The 24,274-nt window shown below is 42.9% G+C and carries 21 protein-coding genes, 1 other RNA gene and 2 pseudogenes; 11 read left to right on the plus strand and 13 right to left on the minus strand.

Annotated features, from left to right (window positions below):
* The coding region (locus COW15_RS17590) for an FAD-dependent oxidoreductase (protein ID WP_293634504.1) at positions 1-1,512 on the plus strand (1,512 nt) is incomplete at its 5' end.
* Positions 1,513-1,530: 18 nt separating this feature from the next.
* Here COW15_RS17590 and COW15_RS17595 read toward each other — a convergent pair.
* The 6 genes from COW15_RS17595 to COW15_RS17620 all read right to left on the minus strand — a co-directional run bounded on the left by COW15_RS17595 (position 1,531) and on the right by COW15_RS17620 (position 5,143).
* Entirely contained in the window at positions 1,531-2,283 is a 753-nt protein-coding gene (locus tag COW15_RS17595) for a TetR/AcrR family transcriptional regulator (protein WP_293634506.1), read from the minus strand.
* 195 nt (positions 2,284-2,478) lie between these two features.
* On the minus strand, positions 2,479-3,180 hold the full coding sequence (locus tag COW15_RS17600; RefSeq protein WP_293634508.1) for a TorF family putative porin: 702 nt from the start codon (positions 3,178-3,180) through the stop codon (positions 2,479-2,481).
* A gap of 37 nt (positions 3,181-3,217) precedes the next feature.
* Entirely contained in the window at positions 3,218-3,496 is a 279-nt protein-coding gene (locus COW15_RS17605) for a cytochrome c3 family protein (RefSeq protein WP_293634510.1), read from the minus strand.
* A gap of 134 nt (positions 3,497-3,630) precedes the next feature.
* Positions 3,631-3,984, minus strand: a complete 354-nt coding sequence (locus tag COW15_RS17610; RefSeq protein WP_293634512.1) for an FAD-binding protein — start codon at positions 3,982-3,984, stop codon at positions 3,631-3,633.
* Between the two features lie 23 nt (positions 3,985-4,007).
* On the minus strand, positions 4,008-4,754 hold the full coding sequence (locus COW15_RS17615) for an FAD-binding protein (protein ID WP_293634514.1): 747 nt from the start codon (positions 4,752-4,754) through the stop codon (positions 4,008-4,010).
* Positions 4,748-5,143 carry an FAD-dependent oxidoreductase gene (locus COW15_RS17620; protein ID WP_293634516.1) on the minus strand — a complete coding sequence of 132 codons (396 nt, stop codon included), beginning with the start codon at positions 5,141-5,143 and terminating at the stop codon, positions 4,748-4,750. Before COW15_RS17620 ends, COW15_RS17615 begins: the two co-directional genes overlap by 7 nt.
* Before the next feature lie 205 nt (positions 5,144-5,348).
* On the opposite strand from COW15_RS17620, the pseudogene COW15_RS17625 reads away from it, so the two are divergent.
* Positions 5,349-5,844 (plus strand): annotated as a pseudogene (locus COW15_RS17625) (IS110 family transposase); the annotation flags it as partial.
* A gap of 695 nt (positions 5,845-6,539) precedes the next feature.
* On the opposite strand, the gene COW15_RS17630 reads toward COW15_RS17625, so the two are convergent.
* From COW15_RS17630 to smpB, 3 genes are all read right to left on the minus strand, one after another.
* A complete protein-coding gene (locus COW15_RS17630) occupies positions 6,540-7,784 on the minus strand; it encodes an integrase domain-containing protein (RefSeq protein ID WP_293634518.1) in 1,245 nt (414 codons plus the stop codon).
* 183 nt (positions 7,785-7,967) lie between these two features.
* Positions 7,968-8,323, minus strand: a transfer-messenger RNA (tmRNA) gene (gene ssrA / locus COW15_RS17635).
* A 72-nt stretch (positions 8,324-8,395) separates the two neighbouring features.
* Positions 8,396-8,887, minus strand: a complete 492-nt coding sequence (smpB, locus tag COW15_RS17640) for an SsrA-binding protein SmpB (protein ID WP_007646482.1) — start codon at positions 8,885-8,887, stop codon at positions 8,396-8,398.
* Between the two features lie 269 nt (positions 8,888-9,156).
* On the opposite strand from smpB, the gene COW15_RS17645 reads away from it, so the two are divergent.
* Positions 9,157-9,594, plus strand: coding sequence for a type II toxin-antitoxin system RatA family toxin (locus COW15_RS17645; protein ID WP_293634522.1), 438 nt, complete (start codon positions 9,157-9,159; stop codon positions 9,592-9,594).
* A complete protein-coding gene (locus COW15_RS17650; RefSeq protein WP_293634523.1) occupies positions 9,584-9,916 on the plus strand; it encodes an RnfH family protein in 333 nt (110 codons plus the stop codon). Before COW15_RS17645 ends, COW15_RS17650 begins: the two co-directional genes overlap by 11 nt.
* A 97-nt stretch (positions 9,917-10,013) precedes the next feature.
* Here the strand turns inward: COW15_RS17650 and bamE are convergent, their stop codons facing one another.
* Positions 10,014-10,505: an outer membrane protein assembly factor BamE gene (gene bamE, locus COW15_RS17655; protein ID WP_198782756.1), complete on the minus strand. Its 492-nt coding sequence runs from the start codon at positions 10,503-10,505 to the stop codon at positions 10,014-10,016.
* 422 nt (positions 10,506-10,927) lie between these two features.
* Here bamE and COW15_RS17660 point away from each other — a divergent pair, with 422 nt between their 5' ends.
* The 4 genes and pseudogenes from COW15_RS17660 to COW15_RS17675 all read left to right on the plus strand — a co-directional run bounded on the left by COW15_RS17660 (position 10,928) and on the right by COW15_RS17675 (position 15,782).
* Entirely contained in the window at positions 10,928-11,719 is a 792-nt protein-coding gene (locus COW15_RS17660; RefSeq protein ID WP_293634526.1) for an SAM-dependent methyltransferase, read from the plus strand.
* Positions 11,720-11,766: 47 nt separating this feature from the next.
* Positions 11,767-11,982, plus strand: a complete 216-nt coding sequence (locus tag COW15_RS17665; protein WP_293634527.1) for a hypothetical protein — start codon at positions 11,767-11,769, stop codon at positions 11,980-11,982.
* Between the two features lie 48 nt (positions 11,983-12,030).
* Positions 12,031-13,774: pseudogene (locus COW15_RS17670) on the plus strand (GGDEF domain-containing protein).
* A gap of 238 nt (positions 13,775-14,012) precedes the next feature.
* Positions 14,013-15,782, plus strand: coding sequence for a monovalent cation:proton antiporter-2 (CPA2) family protein (locus COW15_RS17675; protein ID WP_293634529.1), 1,770 nt, complete (start codon positions 14,013-14,015; stop codon positions 15,780-15,782).
* A 68-nt stretch (positions 15,783-15,850) separates the two neighbouring features.
* On the opposite strand, the gene COW15_RS17680 is transcribed toward COW15_RS17675, so the two are convergent.
* Positions 15,851-18,286: a TonB-dependent receptor gene (locus COW15_RS17680; protein WP_293634530.1), complete on the minus strand. Its 2,436-nt coding sequence runs from the start codon at positions 18,284-18,286 to the stop codon at positions 15,851-15,853.
* A gap of 832 nt (positions 18,287-19,118) precedes the next feature.
* Between COW15_RS17680 and aceB the strand changes: the two genes are divergently transcribed.
* From aceB to COW15_RS17695, 3 genes are all read left to right on the plus strand, one after another.
* Positions 19,119-20,768, plus strand: coding sequence for a malate synthase A (gene aceB / locus COW15_RS17685; RefSeq protein WP_293634531.1), 1,650 nt, complete (start codon positions 19,119-19,121; stop codon positions 20,766-20,768).
* A gap of 134 nt (positions 20,769-20,902) precedes the next feature.
* A complete protein-coding gene (aceA, locus tag COW15_RS17690; RefSeq protein ID WP_293634532.1) occupies positions 20,903-22,225 on the plus strand; it encodes an isocitrate lyase in 1,323 nt (440 codons plus the stop codon).
* A gap of 393 nt (positions 22,226-22,618) precedes the next feature.
* Entirely contained in the window at positions 22,619-22,987 is a 369-nt protein-coding gene (locus tag COW15_RS17695) for a hotdog domain-containing protein (protein WP_011623516.1), read from the plus strand.
* Positions 22,988-23,068: 81 nt separating this feature from the next.
* Here COW15_RS17695 and COW15_RS17700 read toward each other — a convergent pair whose 3' ends face one another.
* Entirely contained in the window at positions 23,069-23,278 is a 210-nt protein-coding gene (locus tag COW15_RS17700) for a hypothetical protein (RefSeq protein ID WP_293634533.1), read from the minus strand.
* A 212-nt stretch (positions 23,279-23,490) separates the two neighbouring features.
* Positions 23,491-23,862, minus strand: a complete 372-nt coding sequence (locus tag COW15_RS17705) for a cytoplasmic protein (protein ID WP_293634534.1) — start codon at positions 23,860-23,862, stop codon at positions 23,491-23,493.
* Between the last annotated feature and the right edge of the window lie 412 nt (positions 23,863-24,274).

Below are 24,274 nucleotides of genomic sequence, written 5' to 3' on the forward strand. Positions count from 1 at the left end.
ATAGGCGCTGGGGCATCAGGTACTGCCGCTGCATTGGCAGCTAAACAGCAGGGCGTTAATGTGATTTTGCTTGAGAAAACGGCCACGCAAATGGGGGCGGGAACACTTGCAGGCGGGATGTTTGCAGCAGACTCTAAGCAACAAAAAGAAAAACATCAGCAGGTAGATAAAGCGTGGCTCTATAACGAATACATGGAATTGTCTGGTGGTTTCATCAATACCCAATTAGTAAGAAAAATCATTGATGAGGCTGGTGCGACCGTTGACTGGTTGAATGAAAATGGCGCCTTGATGAAGTTAACTGATGCCGGGGTGGGGGGCGCGTATGCGCATATTGGAGAACCTGCAACGCTGCATGGCTATCAAGAAGGAGGCACGATGGCGCTCAAAAAACTGCTTGATACCTATAAAAAATCGGGTGGAAAAATTTATTTTAGTACTCCCGCAAAGGCGTTGACGTATGATGCGAAAGGTCAAGTGACGGGGGTCTTAGCAGAAAAAGAAGATGGCACAAAACTCACCATTGCAGCCAAGGCCGTCATTATTGCAACGGGCGGATTTGGTGGGAACGCCAAAATGCTTAAGCAATACATTGGTACTCCCTTTACGATGGGTGAAATATCTCAGAACAAAGGTGATGGCATTCAGATGGCTTGGAAGGCTGGTGCCGCTGAACGTGGAATTAACGTAACGCAATATTTCTGGGCTAAGTTCAGTGATGCTGAAATGAACAAGATTATCCCTATTGTTGGCGAGAAATGGTGGGATTTAACCAACTTCACACGTTTCCCTAACCTGAGAGTGAATTTGGACGGTAAACGGTTTAGCGATGAAACTGATGTCACACTGTTCTCTGTACATGGTGCTGAGTTACACATGCAACCACAAGAAACAGAATTTGTAATCGTTGACAGTGATATGCTGGAAAAAATAGCTCAGCGCGGCACTGTAGCAATCGAAAATCAGTATGGTAAATGGAAAAATAATCCATTCTTTTTTATGGAGTTCAATGAACCAAACGACACCAAAACGTTAATTGAACAAGAAAACACACCATATGATTACACTAAACTTTTAGATCCGCTTGTTGGCACCACACAAACCGTATTTAAAGCCAATACATTAGAGTCATTGGCAAAAAATATGGGGGTCAATCAGTCAAACTTGGTAACATCGGCCACTCTGTATAATAATGCGATTAGTACTGGAAAAGATGATGAGTTTTTCAGTAATACTTCAAAATTGATTAAAGTTTCTACCCCGCCATACTATGCAGTCAAATTTGTTGCGAGAAACCTTGGTACGCTGGGTGGTGTTAGAATTAATGAAAATATTCAAGCAGTTGATGAAAATAATCGCCCCATCAAAGGACTGTATGTGTCTGGTGCAGATGCTGGGGGGATGTATGGTAAAGCATATGTCGACTTTGAAGGCGGCACATTAGGCTTCGCCTATACATCTGGTCGACTCGCGGGAGTAAATGCGGGTCAATACGTCAAATCATTGAAATAAATGGAAAGCGGAGAGTTTTTACCACTTTCCGCTATTTTGCAACTGTTGAATAATCTTATCTGGATCAATGGCATTAATGTCTAGAATGACAGACTCAATAATTTTGAGTATTTCTTCAGTAGATGTTGTCATGACATCAAAATTCCAATTTAATTTTTTCATCTCATTTTTTATCTGCTCAATATAGTCTGAAAAAGGCTCTTCTAAAATATGTTCTCGAAAAATTTTATTATTAGCCAAGTTACAGAATCCACGCTCTAATATAAAGCACCGTCTCAATACTTTATGAATGACTGGGTCGGAAACATTAATTAAACCAAAGTTTCTAGCGACATTGGTAAAATTAAAATTCTCTGTAGCCGTTAACTCAAGAAGTGTTCTAGAGATTAGTACCCGCTCGGGTGATGATATATTCCAAATAATGGGTAAGTCCATGATAAATTGAATACCACAGACTTCTATCTCCTTTGTAAGCAGGTAGGGGCCTAGGATCATCTTTGCAGCAAATCGCTCTGCAAATCCGCCTGGTGATTGAGATATTAATCGCCCAGCCATGACAAACCACTTTGCGCAATACCTATTGAATATGCCTACGAGAATATCTTCTCGACACTTAAAATGACTATACATTGTATTGGTTGAACAACTGGCAAGTTTTGAAAGTTCTGGCATGCTAATTGAGTAAATACCACCTTTTTCAAACATTACTTCTGCTTGATCTAAGATGATTTTCTCTCTTTGATAATGATTCTCTATTCTGCTGGAAGCCATGAATTAAAGTAATTAAGTAAAACCTATTTACAAAAGTATAGCTTGCCCTTCAAAATGTAAAATTTATATTTGTAAGATGTGACAACCTGCACTATATTAAAATAGTCTTAAATCGCAGATGACATAAATCACAAAATAAAAAGCCCTATATTTTTATACAGGGCAGTACACAATTAATATCAGGCACTAAACTGATTAAAAAAAGTGTTTAAATCCGAAGATTGTCTTAAGTCCTTGATTCATCTGATCAGTATCGCTTAGTGTAAAGAACACATCCCCGAGATCTGTATGTTTAGTTATGGTGGCGTTATAGTAAAGATAGTCGTCTTTGAGATTGCTATTAAACCAAGCGTGACCAACTTGCGTAGTAAAATCTAAGCCTTCAGTGATTGGAAAGGTACCTGTTAATGCAACAGTGATAGCATCATTATCAAAATCTACAACCTCTTGAGCTGCGTTACCATAGAACAATGACGCTTTTAACCATTTTTTGGTTATTTCTAGATATGCTTCACCAAAATTATCCCCATATGTTGTTTTTTTTCCTTCACTATCAATGCAATATGCGTCTGGGTAAGAGTAATAGATGTAGCCAATGTCGACTAAATAGCCAGCATAACTCTTGGCATATCCAGCAAAATAATCAATTTCGTAGCTGGTTTTATCATCAACACCAGGTGTAGTATTGCCAAAATCGATGTTGAAGGCATCAGCGCCAATATAAAAACCTGATTCATGATTGTAGGTTATCAAACCATAAAGTGCTGGCCCATTATCGGTGAGCGTTTCACCTTTTGATAAAAAGTTACTTTGGGCACTCATAAATCCTGTGACATCAGCATGAGTTGGAAAGGCAAATACAGAGAAAAAAGCTAAATATAAAACTTTATTATTCATTATATAATCCTTATAATCATTATTAATTAAAATTTAATTACTTTGAAATATCTGGAACATTCACATCAAATTCATGGCAGTTATTACAATATAAATTCGGTTCTTCGTGGCCAGAATGGCATAAAACACAACGAATTTTACCAATATGAGCATAATGGGGATTTATTGAAACTTTTACCCCTTGATAAAATTCATGATGAAAAGTGACGTCAACTGTTTTTTCACTTGGAACGGTTGAATGGCAACTGATACAAGAAGCGTTCATTTCTATTTTTTTTAGTTTTGTTAAATGGAATATTTTTAGTATGGCAATCATTACATTCCAAGCCTTTTACTTTTGTATGAAAGTTGTCTTTAGTTCCTGCAAATGCAGAAGATGAAAATGCTAAAGACAACGAAATTGAAATTATGAGAGATAATAATATCTTCATATTAATTACCAGCCTTTTCTCAATGATTTTTAAAAGCGTGTGTGGCAGCATGTCTTCCGCTAAAAACCGCAAAGCCAACAGATGCACCATTTAATTTTAAACAGTAGTCAAGTGGAAAAATTCCGCCAGCATCATTCCCAATTACATACAGATTTCTTATCGTTTCACCATTTTTGTTAATTGGCTGAAGATTTTCATTTACCTTTACACCATCTAGTGTACCCAAAATTTCAGGACGTAATTTTACTGCGTAAAATTGAGGTTTAATAATTTTGTTTAAATATTTTTCATTTTTACCAAAATCTAGATCTTTGCCTATTTTTGATAATTGATTATAGCTACTAATAGTTCTTTCAAAAGTTTCAGTTTTCATGTTTGTTAATTTTTAAAGTTTAGTTAAAGAATCTGCTTTAAAAACATATCCTTTTTTTCGCCCTCTTGTAGCAATGAGTAAATTTCAGAGATTTTTCCAAGAGTTGGCATGAAAGTATTTATAACAGAACCACAATTTTTTATTTTCTCGATCACTATGCTATCGAAAATTACATAGTGATATGATGTTTTCTCTCTCATTAATATCCGAAGTTCATCAGACCAATGACTGGATAGCATTTCATTCTCGAAACGTTTACCTTCCGATGTAGCCTTTAGATAATAACCTTGGCCAATAGCCCACATTGCTGACAAATATGGAATTTTTTCGTCTGGCGGAGTGGAAAAAAATGCGAAGGGAACCCCAAGACCATCTGATGCAGCATTAACGGAAAACGCCATATTTAAACCATCACCAGTCTTATTATGGTTACCTCTCACGTAATAATCCTTGGCGTTTTTAATGCCAAGGCGCTCCATCATGTTGACATTATTACCATAACCTCCGGTTGCGATGATTACAGATTTTGAATAAATGTTAATTTCTTCATTGTCTACATTGACTGCTTTAACTCCTTTAATTACACCATCTTCTACAATCAAACTTTTTCCAGGAGTTTCATAAAGAATATTAACGCCCTTTTTCTCAGCTTCTTTTAAAAGCATTCCACCAAATGCATTTGCGCAAAATCCACTAAATAAGTGCCAAGTATTATAATCATCCTGGTTAGAACTGATTACATAATCATATTTAAATTCATGGTCTAACATCCAGATAACGCCTCTCCAGAATTTTCCAAGTAATTACTTACTAACTCAGGGGTTCCATTCCAGTGACCATAATTCATTAATGCATTGAAAGCTTCTTCTTTACTAATATTAATACCATTCTTCTTTTGTATGGGGCTATTTATTGCAAGTTGTCCTTCACAATAGTTTCCTGTTCCACCCGCATTTGGCTGCTTTTCAAGTGTAATGACTTTGGCTCCATAATCAGCAAGCTGAAGGGATGCAGTTATACCAGATGCTCCTGCACCAACAACTACTACATCCGTTTGCAAATCCTTAGCTACTGCATTTGAACAATTAAAAACAGTAAATGAAGATGCTAATAATAGAGTAGTATTTATTATCTCAATCTTTTTTGTTCCATTTTTCATCTCTAATATTTAAAACTTATCGAAAATCAATTTTAACAAGTTAGATTCCTTGTATTAGTGATGGTTGTAAATTTAAAAATGAATATTTTTTTCTTGAAAAGAAAATTATTTCAGTAAAGTGAAAAGGGGTTGATGTGATGGATGCATTTCTTTCCTAACGTCGCTGTACCAAACTTTAGGTACAGTCATAACAGGAGTAAATAATATGTTGAACAAGGTCGTTGGTATTGATTTAGCCAAGAACTATTTTCAAGTATGTGTAGAGTACCTCTGGGTCGATTTTATCGAATCGAAAAGTAAACCGATGATCTCTAATTGATACCATCCGTCAATTGCCTGATAAGGGAACTATTACCATGCAAGGGCAATATGTGAGGCGTTTTCTCGCTCAGCCATTCACTTTGTACCTATTAAATCGGTAGAGCAGCAAGATCTAAAACCGCTCATCTGTCTTCGAACCAGTTTAGTAGCACAACGAACGGCACTTGCTAATCAGGTTAGGGGCTTTCTGCCGAATATCGCATTACATTTCCGTTATCAATAAAGGCGCTATACCGTCATTTAATACTGATAATCTGAGACGAAGAGAATGAACGGTCTCATGTCATGTATTGAGGTGGTTACTGCACACACTCTATTGTGACCGAATCAATATAGGTGGAATGATTGATGAGGTCACCTGCAAAATCACAATGCTTGGAGTGATTTCGGTGATATATATGAGGATGTGCTAATGTAGTATTTTAATGGTCAATAATAAATGTGGATGGAAGTCGCCTCAATTGGTGGAATTAATCTTCCAGATAGCAATTTTAACGCCTGTAACCAAGTTGACGTAAAGAATGATCCAGACTTTTCTGAAACCATTATACTACTTGGAATCAGTTGGGATAACACCTTTGAGAATGGGGTTAATTTCTAGTCTGCATTAACATTGAATTATGTAATTGCTGACTATCCTTGACTCGGGGTTGAGAGGTGGAAGAATGGTTATAATGTGTACTAGCTCAGACCTGATCTGACAGTTAACCATTTTTTAAGGGGCGCTGTCAGTTTAGATTGAGCTTAATTCTTTTCAGATTTAGATGAGCTTGCTTTGCTCTATTTGGCTCGTAAGTCAGTTGTTAACCATAGAAATTTTAATCCTAACCCCACGAATTAGAGTAAAAAATCTAGCAAGGTTTTGTCCAAAAGTGAGTTGTGTTGTTTCGAGTGGAGATTTATACAATCAAAACTGTCAGATTTAGTTTGAACTAATAAAAGTAAGGGGCTGCCAAATGGCAGCCCCTTACTTTTGCTGTGGTTTTATATAAAGAACTATCTCATTGATCTGTAGCCGCAAGTTTCCGCGATAGTGGCTTACATTATGTTGTTACTTTGTTTCTATTGCTTAATATTAGCCACCTACGAGTTTAAATCTTTTAAAGCTTGATGCTGAGAGAGACCCTTTCGAGACTTTTTCTATATGCTCACTCCACCAGCTCATCATCGGACGTCTTCTTTCTAAAAAGTCTGTTCTGTTATATGCCGTTCTAACTTGATTTGAGTCTACATGTGCTAATGCCGATTCAATCAAATCTGGCTCAAAACCCTGTTCATTTAATGTTGTACTGGCTAGAGAGCGTAAGCCATGACTGACAAGCCGGTTCGCAAAACCCATACGCTTTAATGCCATATTTGCAGTTTGGCTATTGCAGTGCTCTAGAGGATTGCGATCTGAAGGGAAAACATAAGGCCGGTGTCCACTAATGGGCTTCATTGTCTCAAGAAGTGCCAACATTTGCTCTGTCAGTGGGATTGTGTGAACTCGTCTTTTTTTCATTTTCTCAGCTGGAATAGTCCAAGTTTTTTCTTCGAAATTAAACTCATCCCAACGTGTCGAGGCGGCTTCAGAAGGTCTAGTCATAGTGTGTAATTGCCATTCAATTAGGCAACGAGTTGTACGTTTGATAGAGGCATTTGCTAGAGCTAACATGAGCTCAGGTAATTCTTCTGGTTTTAGGGTTGCCATATTTTCTTTTACCGGTTTTTTGAAACCGGCTTTTACTCCAACAAGTGGATTGGCAAAAATAAGGCCGCAGTTAACAGCAAATACCATGACTTCATTTAGGCGTTGAGTGAGCCTTTTCACTGTTTCCAAACTGCCTGAAGCCTCAATAGGGCGAAAAAGCTCAATAATCATCGGTGATGTGATTTTTGATATGGGCATATCTTTAAGTTTGGGGAAAACGTGGCGCTCAAATGAGCGCCATATATCTGTTGCGTAATCAGTGGTCACATTATGTTTTTTGGTCTCAATCCACTGAGATGCGACATTAAATAAGGTATGTTCGGTAATACTTTGTTCTTCTAATCGCTTTTGGCTTCGATGTTCTTTGGGATCAATCCCTTGAGCAACCAATGCTCGATTTTCGAGAGTCAATTGTCGTGCCTGAGCCAAAGATATTTCTGGGTATGTACCCAATCCAATATTGATACGCGCTTTGGTAGTGGGATGACGATAGTTAAAGTTCCAGAGTTTAGACCCATTACATCTGACTCTGAGTTGCAGTCCATCTCCATCCGATAAGACCTTATCCTTGTCATCGGGTTTGATTGATTTGATTGCCTTATCACTAAGACGAGTCGCTCTGGCACACATAGACTATCTCCAAACCGTTTTGGTATTCCAAATAATAGCGATATTTCGCTTGGAATACCATGTGGAATACCGGAGTATATGGCAGCTAATGGACGTCTATGGATAGTAATGGACTGTAAGTTATTGATTTAATGGTTTTTAGGCAAGAAAAAAGACGTCCTGAGACGTCTTCGTTCTTATATTTGGTGGAGGCGGCGGGACTTGAACCCGCGTCCAGAACACCTACATCCAAGGCGCTACATGCTTAGTCTTTCTTTTGGTTAACCTGAATAAACTCCGAAAGACAGGATTTCATCAGGCGAGTCCGGTACTGTTTCGCGGTTCACCCCCGGACGGGGTTCCCTCGCTATCAAATGTAAGATGACCATCTGTATACACTGCCCATTTGAGAGACCTGTGTCAGATGGCTAGCTAGCCTAAGCTGCTAGAGCGTAGTTATCGTCGTTTGCAACTATAACTGTGCGGCTTTTTACGAGGCCAACCGCCCCTCGGCATGCTCCCAGGGTTTCGTGAATCCTGTCGAATCCAGAATCGCCCCCAAGAAAGTTGATTGTAACCTGTCGCTTAAAGATAACCTAGTGTCATTTATAACAAGTTCAATCATTTGTTCATTATCCGCGCGTTTTCTCTTTTTTCATCACCCGGGCTTTTTCAACTTCCCATTCCCGTGCTTTGGTGTCTTCGCGCTTATCGTGATCTTTTTTACCTTTGCCTAGGCCAATTTCGACTTTGACCCATGCACCTTTACGCCAGTACATTGAGATCGGAATAATAGAATAGCCCTGGCGTTCGACTAAGCCTGCAAGTTTGTCGAGTTCTTTGCGGCTTAGGAGTAATTTTTTTAATCGAAGCGGGTCGCAAACTACGTGTGTCGATGCAGTATTGAGCGGAATAATAGTGCAGCCATGCATAAAGGCTTCACCATTTTTCAGGAATACATAGCAGTCCGAGAGGTTGACCTTACCCATACGGATCGACTTCACTTCCCATCCCATAAGGGACAGGCCAGCTTCCATTTTTTCTTCGAAACGGTATTCGAAGGTTGCGCGCTTATTGCGTGCGATAGTCGCAGGCGCGGCTTTTTTTGAGTTTTTCTTTACCATAGTGGCGCCATTATACGCACGGTGAATCAATTTGGTATTGATATAAGGGCTTATTTGACTTATTTCAACCCTATAGTATTTTATTGCTGCTTTTTTACACTCACTTAGTGCAAAACGCTATGGGTGTGATGCCCCTATGTGAGCAAGGGATGCGTTTTTTGCGTATCGTGATAAAATCCCATGCAATTTTTAGTTTCCCTAGGTTTATTAGGGCACGTGAGTTTATCTGGAATCGCGTGAATTGGTTATGTAAAGAGTGCCTAAGCCCTATGCCGCAAATTTCCCGAAGTGTGTTAGTTCGTTTTAGTGCTATGCAAATGTATGATTTAGTTAATGATGTTGAGTCGTATAAAGAGTTCTTACCCGGTTGTGTTGGCGGAAAAGTGTTGGAGTTTGATGGTCAAACTATGCTGGCTTCGGTTGATGTGAGCAAGGCGGGGATCCGTAAAACTTTTACCACGCGTAATCAGGTTGTTCCCGGTAAAAGTATTGATTTAACGTTAGAAAATGGGCCTTTTAAACATTTACTCGGACAGTGGCGTTTTACCGAATTAACCGAGGACGCCTGTAAGGTAGAATTCGATTTAAGTTTTGAGTTTTCAAGCTCACTCGTCGATATGGCCTTTGGTAAAGTGTTTAATGATCTTATGGTATCAATGGTGACGGCGTTTACGAGCCGCGCTAAGGTAATTTACCGTGGTAAATGAAGCAGATAAGTTTGTAGTCGATGTGGTTTATGCTCTGCCTACGCAGCAGAAAGTCATTTCGGTGAGCGTGCATCCTGGCACGAGCGCGATTGAGATAGTTCGCCTGAGTAATATGGTGAGTTTTTTCCCTGAGATCGATCTAGAAACCGTTAAATTAGGCGTGTTTAGCAATCTGGTTAAACATGATCAAGTGATTTTACCGGGGCAGAGGGTTGAAATTTACCGCCCTTTGATTGCCGATCCTAAGGATGTACGCCGTCGCCGTGCCGATAAGGCTAAGGATGAGGGCCGTGCAAACAAAGTCACTGGGGGCCGTGCTTAATGCTATTTTGCACATTATGGGCATTAGAAATAAAAAAAGCGCGTTAGGCGCTTTTTTTATTTCTAAATCAATTCAAAGTGCTATTAAGTTTTTGACACTACTTAATGGGTTTTTGCACTTGTGCCTCAGATTGATTTTCTTTCACTAACGGTTTTTCATCCGGACGCTGAACTGGGATCAAAGGTGTTGTTTCGGCCGTTGTTGCCATAGGCAACTTGCTTTGTTCAAGTGGGGTATCAAATTCTTTACTTAATTCGTAATCCCCAGTGACCGAAGTTAATTTGTTGCCCGTAAAACGCAGGATCAACTCTTTGTGGGTGATACTGGCATCGCGACCACTCTTATAGTGATAAACATAATACCAAGCGTCGTCGGCAAAGCTATCGCGTAACACCGGACGGCCGAGAATGTATTCGGCTTGTTCTTTGGTCATGTCGATACGCAACTTTTCAACTTGTTGCTGTTCCATGTAGTTACCCTGTGGAATGTCCGGCTTATAAATTAACCAATCGAACACACTACAAGCACTGAGCGAAACAGAGAGCGCCACAGCGCCCAGCAGGGTAAGACTTTGCTTTTTATTGATCATTGTATGCGCTACTTCTGAAAATCTGGCGGCCATAATACCCAAGCATTCCCCCTTATGACAAGGGCATTCGGGCTTTGCTGCCTTCATAGTTCGAATTGTGTGAGTTTTCGACCAAGGATATGGAGTTAAGTTCTCAAACAGAGAAGATATTTGTTGATTATTGAACCTAGGTTTTCGTTTTGTTTGCTTATTGATGAAGGAATACCTAAGGATAAGCAAATTTTGCCAAATCGAGTCTAGCGATGTAGCAATGTTGTAAAAACATGGGTAGAGTTGTGAAAGTGTTTTATTTTGATGGCGTTAGCATTTTTTCAGCATTTTAGGGAGTAGCATAGGGTTTCGCTATTGCCATCTCACCAGTTATGGTAACACTTTAATTAATAAGACAAAAACGCATATTGCAAAGTGAGTTTGGAGGTAGTTTGGGATCATTAGTCTGTGTGGGTACAGGTTTGCAGTTAGCGGGACAGATCAGCGTCTTAAGCCGTAGCTATATTGAACATGCCGATATTGTGTTTTCCCTTTTACCCGACGGTTTCTCACAGCGTTGGTTGATGAAACTCAACCCCAATGTCATCAATTTGCAGCAGTTTTATGCGCAAAATGATGAAGTGAAAAATCGCAGAGAAACCTATGAGCAGATGGTCAATGCCATATTAGCAGCGGTAAGGGCGGGTAAAAAAACCGTTTGTGCGCTCTATGGGCATCCTGGGGTGTTTGCCTGTGTTTCCCATATGGCGATTGCACGGGCGCGGGAGGAGGGATTTTCGGCCAAGATGGAGCCGGGGATCTCGGCCGAAGCGTGTTTATGGGCGGATCTGGGTATTGACCCTGGTAACTCTGGTCACCAAAGTTTTGAAGCCAGCCAGTTTATGTTTTTTAAGCATGTGCCCGATCCGACAACCCACTTATTACTCTGGCAAATTGCCATTGCGGGTGAGCATACATTAACGCAGTTCCATACCTCGGCGGACAGATTGCAAATTCTGGTGGAACAACTGAACCAATGGTATCCCCTCGATCATGAGGTGGTCATATATGAAGCGGCAAACTTGCCGGTACAAACGGCGCGCATCGAACGTTTACCATTAGCTAATTTACCCCAAGCACACCTAACACCGATTAGCACTCTGTTAATTCCGCCAGCAAAAAAGCTGGAATACAACTATGCTATTTTGGCTAAGTTAGGGATCGGCCCCGAAGATTTGGGCTAAATTGTAGTGTGGTATTGAACCATTATTATTAACAATAAGGAGAAAACATGTCTGCATTATCGGATTTTTTTACCCAGCTAGGCCAAGATGCGCAGTTGATGGAAGACTATAAACAGAACCCTGAGGCTGTAATGCGTGCCCATGGATTAACTGATGAAGAGATTACCGCTGTGATGACGGGGGATATGGAAAAATTGAAAACCTTAAGTGGCGATGAGAAGTATCAATCTTACCTTGTTATTTCACATGGTAATGGTGATTAATTGAAGCGTGTTTGCACTTTATTTGCGATTATTTTGGGCATACTCAGTATGCCCTTAATTGCTGCGCCTATAAATTATGATGAAGCGCTAACTAAGATTGAAGCATTACAACATTCTGACTTACCTGCCGCAATAACCAAGCTTAATACGATTGAACCTGAATTTGATAGGATGTCGCGCTTACAGCAGGGACGATTTTTGGTCTTTAAAGGTGCAGCTTCTATTTACACTGGAGAGTATCAAGCTGCAGTTGATATATTGAATCAGTCAGAAGCCTTACTGAAAGATTCTGATATGCTATTTTCTGCATATAGCTATGAGGCGACAGCCTATATTGCTTTACGCTATTTCAATGATGCTTTCAATGTGATGGGGAAGAGTCTTGGATTAATTGAGCGCATTGAAGATGTTAACCTTAAACGTGCCTCATATTTACGTTTGGCCAGTCTCTATACCGCCATGGGGATTACAGAAGAAGTGGCAACATACGCAGCTAAAGCTCTTGCTCTTGCTTCCCCTAATGATGTTAAAGATGTGTGTGTATCTAAACTATATTTATCCGTACACCAGCTAGAGGTGAAATCATATGCTAAAGCATTTGATGAATTTAAATTCACTCGTAACTTTTGTGAGTCTAATGGTTATCCACTAATTGCATATATTGCATTAAAAGGCATGGGTGAATCTAAGTTAAGGTTGGATGAACCACTCCCAGCCGTATCCTATCTATTAGATTCGCTAAAAGGTTATGAGTCATTTAATTTTCAACTTGAGATAAATAGTACACATGGGTTGCTTAGTGAAGCCTATTTGATGTTACAAGATTTTGCGAAAGCAGAGTTACATGCTCAGCATGTGATGAAACTTTCCGATGACTCTAGTAATACGGAACTTAAGCACACGGCCTCTCGGGTGCTCGCCAAGATTAGTGCTCAAAATAAACAATTTGAGCAAGCCTATGAATATTCAAGAAAAGAGCAAAATTATAATCAACTGATTTTTGATCAGTCTAAGATGAAGACCCTCGCTTATCAGGCGGCTAAATTTAACGCCGATGAACAGGCGCGTGAAATCAATTTACTCAACAAAGAGCGTGAACTCTATATTGCCCAGCAAATGGTAAAGGAGCGTGAGTATACTAATATGCTGATGTTTATCACTATATTAGTGGGCGGACTGTTTTTCCTCGGGATTTTATTAATCGTTGGCAGTTTGCAAAAGCGCAAATTTATGCGCATGGCGAGGATCGATGCCCTCACCGGCGTGCTTAATCGTGGGGCGGGGCAAGAGCTAGGGGAAAACCTGTTTGTACAAGTCGCGGCCCGGGGGGGGGGATTTTTGCGTGATCTTGTTCGACTTAGATCACTTTAAGTTAATTAATGACTCCTATGGTCACGGTACTGGAGATTGGGCGCTGAAAAAGGTCGTTGAGTCGATTAAGCCCCATATCCGCAATGGTGATGTGTTTGCCCGTATTGGTGGCGAAGAGTTTGCAATCTTTTTACCCTATGCTAATGAAGCAAAGGGCATGGAGGTTGCCGAGCTGTGCCGAACCAAAATTGAGGCAATTGATACCCATCATTCGGGGCATAAATTTGTGATCACCGCCAGTTTTGGGGCGAGTGGTATGAGGCAGGAGGATTTAAGTCTCGATCCCCTACTGCACCGTGCCGATATGGCCTTATACGCCGTGAAATCCAGTGGGCGTAATAGCATTTGTTGCTATTCGGATATATTAAAGTCCGATAAACAAGCGACCAGTTTAGGTAATCGATTAGTGAGCTTGCCATAGCGGTTTTAGCGGTTGGGTTAGTGAATGCCGCCGCGGGTTAATGGGTGTTTTTATTCATCTGTTTTTGTCTTGTTCCACGTTTCTCCCTGTTTTCCTCCTTCGCCGATTTATCCTTGTGTTTTGATTTTTCTCCTAAGTTTTAGGGTTTGTTAACAAATAAATAGGGTATGATTAGCGATTATTACCTAATTAGGTATGAGCGCTTGTTTTCCATAATTTTTACTTTGTTGGAGCCCTGATGGAACAGTCGAGTTTGCTGACTTCTGTGCTACTTTTTTTACTCGCCGCGGTGATTCTTGTGCCCTTAGGTAAGCGCTTTGGCGCGGGGCCTATTCTGTCTTATCTTGCTGCTGGGGTGATTTTAGGGCCTGGAGGCATGGCGTTAGTTTCCGATCCTGCCGCCGTTTTACACTTTGCCGAGCTTGGCGTGGTGCTGATGCTGTTTGTGCTCGGGCTTGAACTCAATCCAAGTAAACTTTGGGAACTGCGCAGCGCTATTTTTGGCTTAGGCAGCGGTCAGTTACTGCTTTCCTGGGCGGCGATTGGTGGCTTAGCTTGGGGATTTGGCCTATCCGTTGAGGCGGCGTTAGTGGTCGGTGCTGCGCTATCCCTATCTTCGACCGCTTTTGCGGTGCAGCTGATGAGTGAGCATAGACTACTGACTACTCCACTTGGGCGCGATGCCTTTGGGGTACTGTTAATGCAGGATCTTGCCGTGATCCCTATGCTGTTACTCACAGCCTACTTAGCACCTAATTCGGCACAGATTGCACACCATGCCGTGCCTTGGTATTGGACCTGTGTGGCCTTAGTCGGCTTTGTGTTGGTGGGCAAATATTTACTGCCGCGCGTGCTAAAACTCGTCGCCAGCAGTGGCGTCCGTGAAGTGCTGACCGCCTTTGCATTATTGCTGGTGATGGGCAGTGCCGAGTTGATGGAATGGCTCGGGTTATCCGCGGGTATGGGGGCATTTTTAGCGGGGATTATGCTAGCAAACTCCAGCTATCGACATCAGCTTGAAACGGACATCGAACCCTTTAAGGGGCTCTTACTCGGACTGTTTTTTATGGCGGTCGGTATGAGTATGGATTTAACGTTATTGCTGACTGAGCCCTTACTTATCTTAGCCATATTGCTGGGTATGTTAGTGATTAAAACCTTAGTACTGATGTTCCTTGGGCGCTTACGTCATCATACATGGCGCCCGAGTATTGCCCTTGGATTAATCTTGGCTGAGGGGGGCGAGTTTGCCTTTGTGCTGTTATCGCAGGCGCAATTATCCGGTATTGTGGGCGACAAAATTGCACAGATTTTAGTGCTTGCTATCGGTCTATCGATGGCGGTTACACCGCTGATTTTCACCTTGTTCCGGGCCACTAAAGCTAAAGTGGTGGATACCCGCCTGCCCGATACCATTAATGTGACTGAGTCAGAGGTGGTGATCGCTGGCTTTGGTCGAGTAGGACAGATAACGGGACGGATTTTGGCCTCCTCGGGTATTCCATTTGTGGCTTTGGATAAGGATGCCAGCCATGTGGATGTGATCCGTAAATATGGCGGTGAAGTGTATTTTGGTGATGCGAGACGGTTAGATATGTTGATGTCGGCGGGGATTGCACGCTCACGGTTACTCTTGCTGGCGGTCGATAACGTTGAGGATTCCATCGAGATTGCCCAGCAAGTGAAAACCCATTTCCCCCATATCCATATTGTGGCGCGGGCAAGGGATCGTAACCATGCCTATCGCTTGATGAGTCTGGGGGTAACCGATGTGTTCCGGGAAACCTTTGGCTCGGCGTTATCCGCCAGCGAGAAGATCCTTCAAGGCTTAGGTTTGTCGCAGGTGCAGGCCAACGAACGGGTGAAAATTTTTGCCGAGCACGATAAAAAGCTGGTGGTTGCCAGTGCCGCCCATCAACATGATTTAGCGACGCTGATTGATTTATCAAACAAAGGTAAAGCCGAGTTGGAGTCCTTGATGCGCGGCGATAGGGAAAATGTGAGTTAAGTTTTATTGCCTAAAAGAAATAAGAGAGCCCATAGGCTCTCTTATTATTTATGGCTGCGGGAGAATGCTTAGAAACTGTAGTTATATTGCAATGTCATATTGCGTTCTTCGCCAGGCATACCGCCGAGGAACATGGCTTTACTGTAATAGTCTTTGTTGAACAGATTATTAATATTGAGCTGCACTTTCCACGAGTCGGCGGTGTAGCTGATTGCCGAGTCCACTATGGTATAACTGGGCACGTAACCCTCTGGGATCCCAAATGAGTTTGAGTGAGTGCTTCTATCATCCACATATTTTGCGCCAAGACTGAGTTCAATTGGGCTGGGTAGTGCAAACCAGTCGGCACCGTAGGTTACCCAAGCGCTGGCAGTGACATAGGGCACGCCTTTTTGACGGCTGTTGTAGGTTGAACTGTTTGGGTTTTGTTTATCCCTTGCATCTTGGTACATACCGTTGAGGTTGATACGCCAATTGTCGTTTAAGTGGGCATTGAGATCGAGTTCAACCCCTTGGGTATCTTCGCTGCCGTCGTAGAAATACACGGGGACTTCTGGCCCTGAGACGCCTAATTTATAGTCTTCATTCGTATAGGGCACATTGGTGCGTGAACTTTTAAACAATACAAGGGATGCGAGCAGTTGATCATCAAAGGCTTTAAAGCGCATACCCAGATCATTGCTTACCGATTCAGAATCTTCACGGTCAGTATGAGTGCCTGTGACAGAACCTAAAATATTGTAGGCGGTGCGTCCCTTAGCGTGATTAATAAAGAATGACAGATCATCCATCGGCATATAGGTCATGCCTAAGTTATAGGTAGTGCCGTTATCCGTGGTGTCCTGTTCTTGGGTCGCTTTGGCTTGGCTGGTACTGTAGCGCGCATCGACACCTAAATGTTCATAGCTTTGTTTTATCTCATTAAAGGCAACACCAATCCGAGTTGTAAAACCGTAACCTAAATAACCAACATGCTGTAGTCCTAGGCCCCAGGCACTGACTGTCTTGTTATAGTTGGCGGTTTTTAGTGGATCATAGTCCTCAAATGTACCTGTGCCCCAAATAGGGTGGCGAATGTCGTAGATGTAGGGGAGTGATCCCTGGTAAGTGGTTTTCCCGTCCTTGCTTTTAAAGATTTGATCCGCATCGTAGATAGAGTATTGCTGGAAGCCAATTGTACGGTCTTCGTAGTTAGCGTTAAGTAATAACTCATTGTCTATATTGCTAATTTGGAAGTCATAGCGCAAATCGGCAAAATATTGCCAGGATGTTTCATCTGCATCGACTTTACGGTATTCCTGCCGTCTGGCGGCAAAGGGATATAACACGCCATTTTCAACTAAGGGCGCACGCGGATCGGCATTGATTGCCCCTTTATTATTCCAATAGACGTAGTTATAGGCACCAGTTTGGCGAGCAAACCCCGAGGTGTAGTCACGGTACTGCAGTTGTTGGTTGAGGAAGAGATTGTCGTTAAAGTAGATATTGTGGGTCAGCTTAAATCTTAATTCTTCGCCTTCGTTATCCTTCGCCATGGGCGAAATCAGGCCCGCATCGCCAAAGGAATAGGGCGTTAGACCATCACCGCTTGCCAATGATGCCGCTAATTGCTGGCGCTGCTCATCGGTCAGTTGTATGCCTTTACCATTAGGATCGTTGATCAAATCTTGCCAACTGACTTCCCCGGCGGTTTTACCATTAACAGAGTCGGCGTTATAGATCCGAATAGGGTGGCCAATGGAGTCAACGGCAATGGCATCTTTGATATAAGCCCCTGAAAGCATTAAATCTTGGCTATCAGTAATCAACCACTTTAAGGAGGCGTACACTTCGTCTCTGTCGGTCCCTAAATCCCGATATCCCTCACTTCGGGCGGATTTGGCGACTAAGCGATAGGCAAGGTCCTCCGTGAAACCGCCGGTACTATCGAGTGCCAATGAATAGGTCTCCCACTGGCCGATTTCAGCGGTAAATTTATGGTTTGACTCAAATTGAGGCTTTTTCTCGATCAGGTTGATGACTCCGCCTGCACTCCCCATACCGTAGAGACCGGTCGCTGGGCCCTTTAGCACCTCAACTGAGCCTACATTGGTTAAAGAGCGTGTAGGGTTAAAAGTGTTACCAAGGCCCGCACCACCATACATACCGTCATAGGTATAGTTAGCGCCTAAACCACGGATCATTAAGTTATCGCCAATCCCATAGTTATTCCCCGCCTGGGTCACACCACTGATGTTATGGATCAAATCCTGAAGATTATCTGTACCTTGGGCTTCTATTAATTCTTGATCGACAATCACAACGGCAGCAGGGGTTTCCATTAGTGACATATCGGATTTGGTTGCCAGCCCTGAATTTTTAACGACGGAGTTTTGTTTACCATAAACCGTAATACGTTCGACATTGGTTGGGTTGTTTGGCGCTGAAATGGGATCCGCCAATACGGTTTGATGCAGGCTGCCCATGCAGGCGAGTGCGATGAGTGATAAGCAAAATGGCTTCATTAATGTATTCCCCCATGAAAAGTTGCGAATGATAATGGTTTTCATTTTGTTTGCAACAAATGTTTCAGGATAAGAGGGGGTATCGCAGCAGCATCCTTTACGTATAAGAAACGGTAAAAACTAAGGGGAGGGAGTCCTATTGCTGAGCAACTCCCATGTTGTTGGTGGCATTTTCACTAACATGCCGTTGTTATTTCGACTTTGTTTCATTTTTTTTATAAAAAAGTGATTATTTTTTTAGTTAACCAGAGCAACCGACCTTGTTGATCTGGAAACGCAACCCTAAGTGAAGTGATCTATAGGTTTATGTGATCAACTGTTTACGTAAACGTCAAATTAAAACGACTGTTTAAATTTATCATGCATCACTTAATGTTTAAAGTTATGATTTTTATCACATTTAAATCTTTACCTCTAGGTTAGTTCAAAACATCTGCATATTTCTACTTAGGTCTAATATGACATTAAGTATGTACTTTTTAATTTACTTTGTGTAATAAAATTACGGAATAAATTACATTGCATCGCTGTTGGTAAAGTTGTCTGACAATTTTCATATTAGTAAATATTCATGCTATTGCAAATGTTTTATTTTGTTTGAAATCAATGTGGTTATCGGTAATTTTTCACTTGGTATGACCAATTTTCAATGCAATTCTGGTCAATTTTAATCCCCGTTTGGACTGTTGCAAATACAATGGTTTGTCGGTAAGTTTTAGTTCGAAACAAACATTTGATGGTTTTGTGGCTGATTTTTAGACAGTGGCATTGGGGCCTGTCCCCGTGTCTGTGACAAAACTGTGATAGTTGAGCCTCTTGGGAGGGCGAGAAGATGACGGAACACACTTTGAGTGAACAGCAGTTGAATTCAGCGCTGGGGAAATCAATCTCCAGCGGCCCATTAACCATAGTGGGTAAAGATATTCCTGGGCAGGAAGTCATTTTTACCGAAGGGGCCATTGCCTTACTCGAGTCTCTTTGCCGCGAGTTTGGTGACGAAGTCCCCGCTTTACTCGCTAAGCGTAAAGATAAGCAAGCTCGTATTGATAAAGGGTCATTACCAGACTTTTTACCCGAAACCCGTGCGATTCGAGATGGGGTGTGGCAAATCCGAGGTATTCCTCAAGATCTGCTTGATCGCCGTGTGGAAATTACGGGTCCCGTTGAACGTAAGATGGTGATTAACGCGCTCAATGCGAATGCCAAAGTGTTTATGGCTGACTTTGAGGACTCCCTCGCGCCGAGTTGGCAAAAAGTCGTCGAAGGTCAAATCAATCTACGCGATGCTGTGCGAGGGGATATCGAATACACGGCTCCCGAAACGGGCAAGCATTATAAGTTGGGGCCCAATCCCGCGGTATTGATCTGTCGGGTCCGTGGTCTGCATTTAAAAGAGAAGCATGTTGAGTTCAATGGTCAGGCCATCCCCGGCTCACTGTTCGACTTTGCCCTGTATTTTTACCATAACTACCGCCAACTGTTGGCGAAAGGCAGTGGACCCTACTTCTATATTCCTAAGCTAGAAAGCCATATTGAGGCGCGCTGGTGGGCAAAAGTGTTTGCTTTCGTTGAAGAAAGATTCTGCCTGCAGGCGGGCACTATCAAGTGTACTTGCCTGATTGAGACGCTGCCCGCGGTGTTTGAAATGGATGAGATCCTCTATGAATTGCGTTCTAACATTGTCGCGCTTAACTGCGGCCGTTGGGATTATATCTTCAGTTATATCAAAACATTAAAGCGTCATAGTGACAGAGTGTTGCCCGATCGCCAGGCGGTCACTATGGACACGCCTTTCTTAAGCGCTTATTCAAGACTCTTGATTAAGACCTGTCATAAACGTGGCGCCTTAGCCATGGGCGGCATGGCGGCCTTTATTCCAGCGAAGGACCCCGCACAAAATGAAGCGGTTTTGCAGCGAGTGCGTAGGGATAAAGAGTTAGAAGCGCGTAACGGCCACGATGGTACTTGGGTGGCACACCCTGGGCTTGCCGACACGGCCATGGGGATTTTCAATGAATACATAGGCCAAGAACACTGCAATCAATTGCATATCACCCGTGACGTGGATGCGCCGATCCTTGCCAGTGAACTACTTAAAACCTGCGATGGCGAGCGTACCGAACAGGGGATGCGCCTCAATATTCGTATCGCACTGCAATATTTAGAGGCGTGGATCAGCGGCAATGGTTGTGTGCCTATCTATGGCCTAATGGAAGATGCGGCCACGGCGGAGATTTCTAGGGCATCCATTTGGCAGTGGATCCAGCATGGTAAGTCGTTGTCAAACGGCAAACTGGTCACTAAACAACTCTTTAAGGACATGCTGGTGGAGGAGCTTGCCAATGTGAAGCAGGAAGTGGGTAGCGACAGATTCACCCATGGCAAGTTTACCCAAGCCGCAGTATTGCTGGAGGATATTACTACTTCCGACGAGCTGGTCGATTTCTTAACCTTACCCGGTTACGAGATGCTCACTGCTTAGCATAAAAGTTGTTAACGGTGTTATGTAAACACTATTAGCTGTGGCGGGGCTACCGCCAATCAAACCCATGAGCAGAGTGAAACTGGGGGGCAGTTTCATGATAGCTACAACATCACAGAGAAAGGAGTGACCCTATGACTAAGGCAACGCAGATTTCACGTCAACAGCAGATTGATGCGATCAAGCAAGACTGGGCAGAAAACCCACGTTGGAAACATGTGCGTCGTCCTTACACGGCGGAAGAAGTGGTGGCATTACGCGGCTCAATCGTGCCAGAGAACACCATCGCAAAACGGGGTGCGGCTAAGTTATGGGATTTAGTCAACGGTGGCGCGAAAAAAGGTTACGTCAACTCCCTTGGCGCCTTAACCGGCGGCCAGGCGGTGCAACAGGCCAAAGCGGGTATCGAAGCGATTTATCTTTCTGGCTGGCAAGTGGCAGCCGATGCGAACTTGGCTGGCACTATGTATCCAGACCAATCCTTGTACCCAGCGAACTCAGTTCCGGCTGTGGTATCGCGGATTAATAATTCCTTTCGCCGTGCAGATCAAATCCAATGGGGTAATGGCGTCAATCCAGAAGATGAAGCATTTGTGGATTACTTCCTACCGATCATCGCCGATGCCGAGGCGGGTTTTGGTGGGGTATTAAACGCCTTCGAATTGATGAAGTCGATGATCGATGCAGGCGCTGCCGGTGTGCATTTTGAAGATCAGTTAGCTTCGGTTAAAAAATGTGGCCACATGGGCGGTAAAGTATTAGTGCCTACCCAAGAAGCGGTGCAAAAATTAGTTGCGGCGCGTTTAGCGGCGGACGTGAGCGGTGTTGAAACTTTAGTGATTGCCCGTACCGATGCGAACGCAGCCGATCTGTTGACCTCCGATTGCGATCCCTATGATCGTGACTTTGTGACTGGCGAGCGCACCAGTGAAGGGTTCTATCGCGTGAGAGCGGGTCTTGACCAAGCGATTTCCCGTGGTCTTGCCTACGCCCCCTATGCCGACTTGATTTGGTGTGAAACCGCTAAGCCAGATTTGGAAGAAGCGCGTATTTTCGCCGAAGCTATCCATGCCAAATACCCAGATCAGTTGCTGGCCTATAACTGTTCACCATCCTTCAACTGGAAGAAAAACTTGGATGACGCCACTATTGCGCGCTTCCAACAGGCCTTATCCGACATGGGTTATAAGTACCAGTTCATCACTTTAGCCGGTATCCACAACATGTGGTACAACATGTTCGATCTTGCATATGACTATGCTCGTGGCGAAGGTATGAAGCACTATGTCGAGAAAGTTCAAGAAGTTGAGTTTGCTGCAGCCAAGAAGGGTTATACCTTCGTGGCCCATCAGCAGGAGGTTGGTACTGGCTATTTCGACCAAGTGACCACAGTGATCCAAGGTGGCCATTCATCGGTCACGGCGCTGACGGGCTCTACCGAAGAGGAGCAGTTTTAAGCGATTGCTAAGGTCGATTTACCCGTAAGATGTTGTCAATGTAAGCCCTGTGTTTAGCTGCGTTGCAGCTGTTGTACCCCCGTGCAGTCCGCCTACATGTGCTGCACGGGTTTTTAAGTCAAAACTTGTGACTTAACTTCCTACCCAGTAAGTATTTGCTTGCCTAAGCTTGGCGACTCTCTGAGTCGCTATTTTTTTATCGTTAACTGACTGATTATTATGGTGCAACTCTGATTCGACTTGGTGCAATTTTCGGGTGACTTTACAGTAGCTTATTGCTATCTCATTGTTATTTAATGGCGAGTAAAAATGGCCTGAATAATGCTCTCAATATTAGGCAAGCTTATTTGCGCACTTAAGCTGTTTGTTGGCATTCATATTGAGGTCATCGCCATGAAATATTACAGTCGTCGTTTAGTTAAACCCGAACATTTAAACCCCGCGAACACACTGTTTGGTGGCCAGCTATTAAGTTGGATTGACGAAGAGGCCGCCATCTTTGCCGCCTGCCAGATGAAGAGTAGCAGCCATGTCACTAAATTGATCTCAGAAATCAATTTTATGACGCCAGCCCGTCAAGGGGATGTGCTCGAATTTGGCTTAGAGTTGGTGAGTCTTGGACACAGTTCCATCACTGTCAGTTGCCAAGTGCGCAATAAGATGACGCAGGCGCCTGTGGTCAGTATCGATAAGATGGTGTTTGTAAACGTCAATGCGCAAGGTTTACCTGTGCCCCATGGTATTCGGGCGAATGCGGCTTAATGGTGGGGGCTTAGCATGTACTAAGCCGCTTAAAATGGACTACTGCTTAAAATGGACAGTGACGCCTAGGTGTCACTGTGATCAGTCTTCTTTTGTTAAATCTTCTTTCACCGATTTCACCGCGTCCCTTGATGCGTGTCCAATCGCCTTAGTGGTATCACGGGTGGCGTGACCTATCTCCTTGGTGACATCTTTAGTGGTGGTGCCAATGGCTCGCCCTGCGTCCTTTAAATCTGCACAGGCCGTAGTTGCAAGCAATAGCGGGATCATAAACAACGTCGCTTTATTCATCTTGATATCCATCACTTAAAAGTGAGTTCCTAACATTAAGTCCAACCAATATAACAGATAGTTGTATTTTGTTTAATGTTCTGATCAGGATGCTTGTGGCGTTGTTAGTGTAATTTTAGGTGCGGATGGATAATACGACTGATGCCTTTAGCAAATCTCAGTAGGATTATCGTGGATGCCAGCACTGTACACTGGCATCCAATCGGGAGTGATTAAACCTGCTCGAGTTTAGCTAAACGCTGCTGATAATCTTCAATCAGATGCTGCATAATTTCCTCAGGTGCGGCATCGTCACAGCATTCATCTAAAAAGATTTTAAAGGTGACGAGGGCGTGGCCATCATTTTTCAACCTATCACTCTGCATAGAAAAATAAGCGTCTTCATTCTCGGCTTTGCGAACGACAAATTTATTGGTTTCGAAGGATTTATCACCTGAAAGTTCATGCCATTTGGTAATACGGTTTAACGCAATTTCACAGGACTGGTTCATTTCGATATGGTTTAACCAAGTAACGGGATGTTCAGGATCTTTGTAATGCGGACATCTAACTGTGTAGTTATATACGTGCGTGATTGCTGTCATAGCGTACCTACCTGTTCGAGGATATTGTTGCCATCATAGGCATCGTTTTTGAATTCGGTCAATCATTAATTATGACTATTAAGTGCGATTGCTTTTCTAAATAAAGCGTTTGTTTTTGTATAAAAATTAAACAGTTGCTTCGGTTTGTTATAACGCTATTTAGCATGAGTTTTTTACCAATAACTTTGTGCTAGCTCTCAGTTTAGAATGAAGTTTCGCTTTTGCTGAATTACTGACTAATAAAGCAACAGCTGGCCATCAGTGTTATCAGTGTAAGTGATAAAAACAGTCATTGGCTCAATAAGTAGGGCGAATCGCGTATTGATGGAATAAACGTAGGTCATAAAAGCAGAAGAGAGAATGGACAGAGGCCCATTCGCTAGAACGGGCCTCTCAGCTGGCTTCATCTTTT

This window comes from Shewanella sp. CG12_big_fil_rev_8_21_14_0_65_47_15, assembly GCF_002783505.1.
Taxonomy (GTDB): Bacteria; Pseudomonadota; Gammaproteobacteria; order Enterobacterales; family Shewanellaceae; genus Shewanella.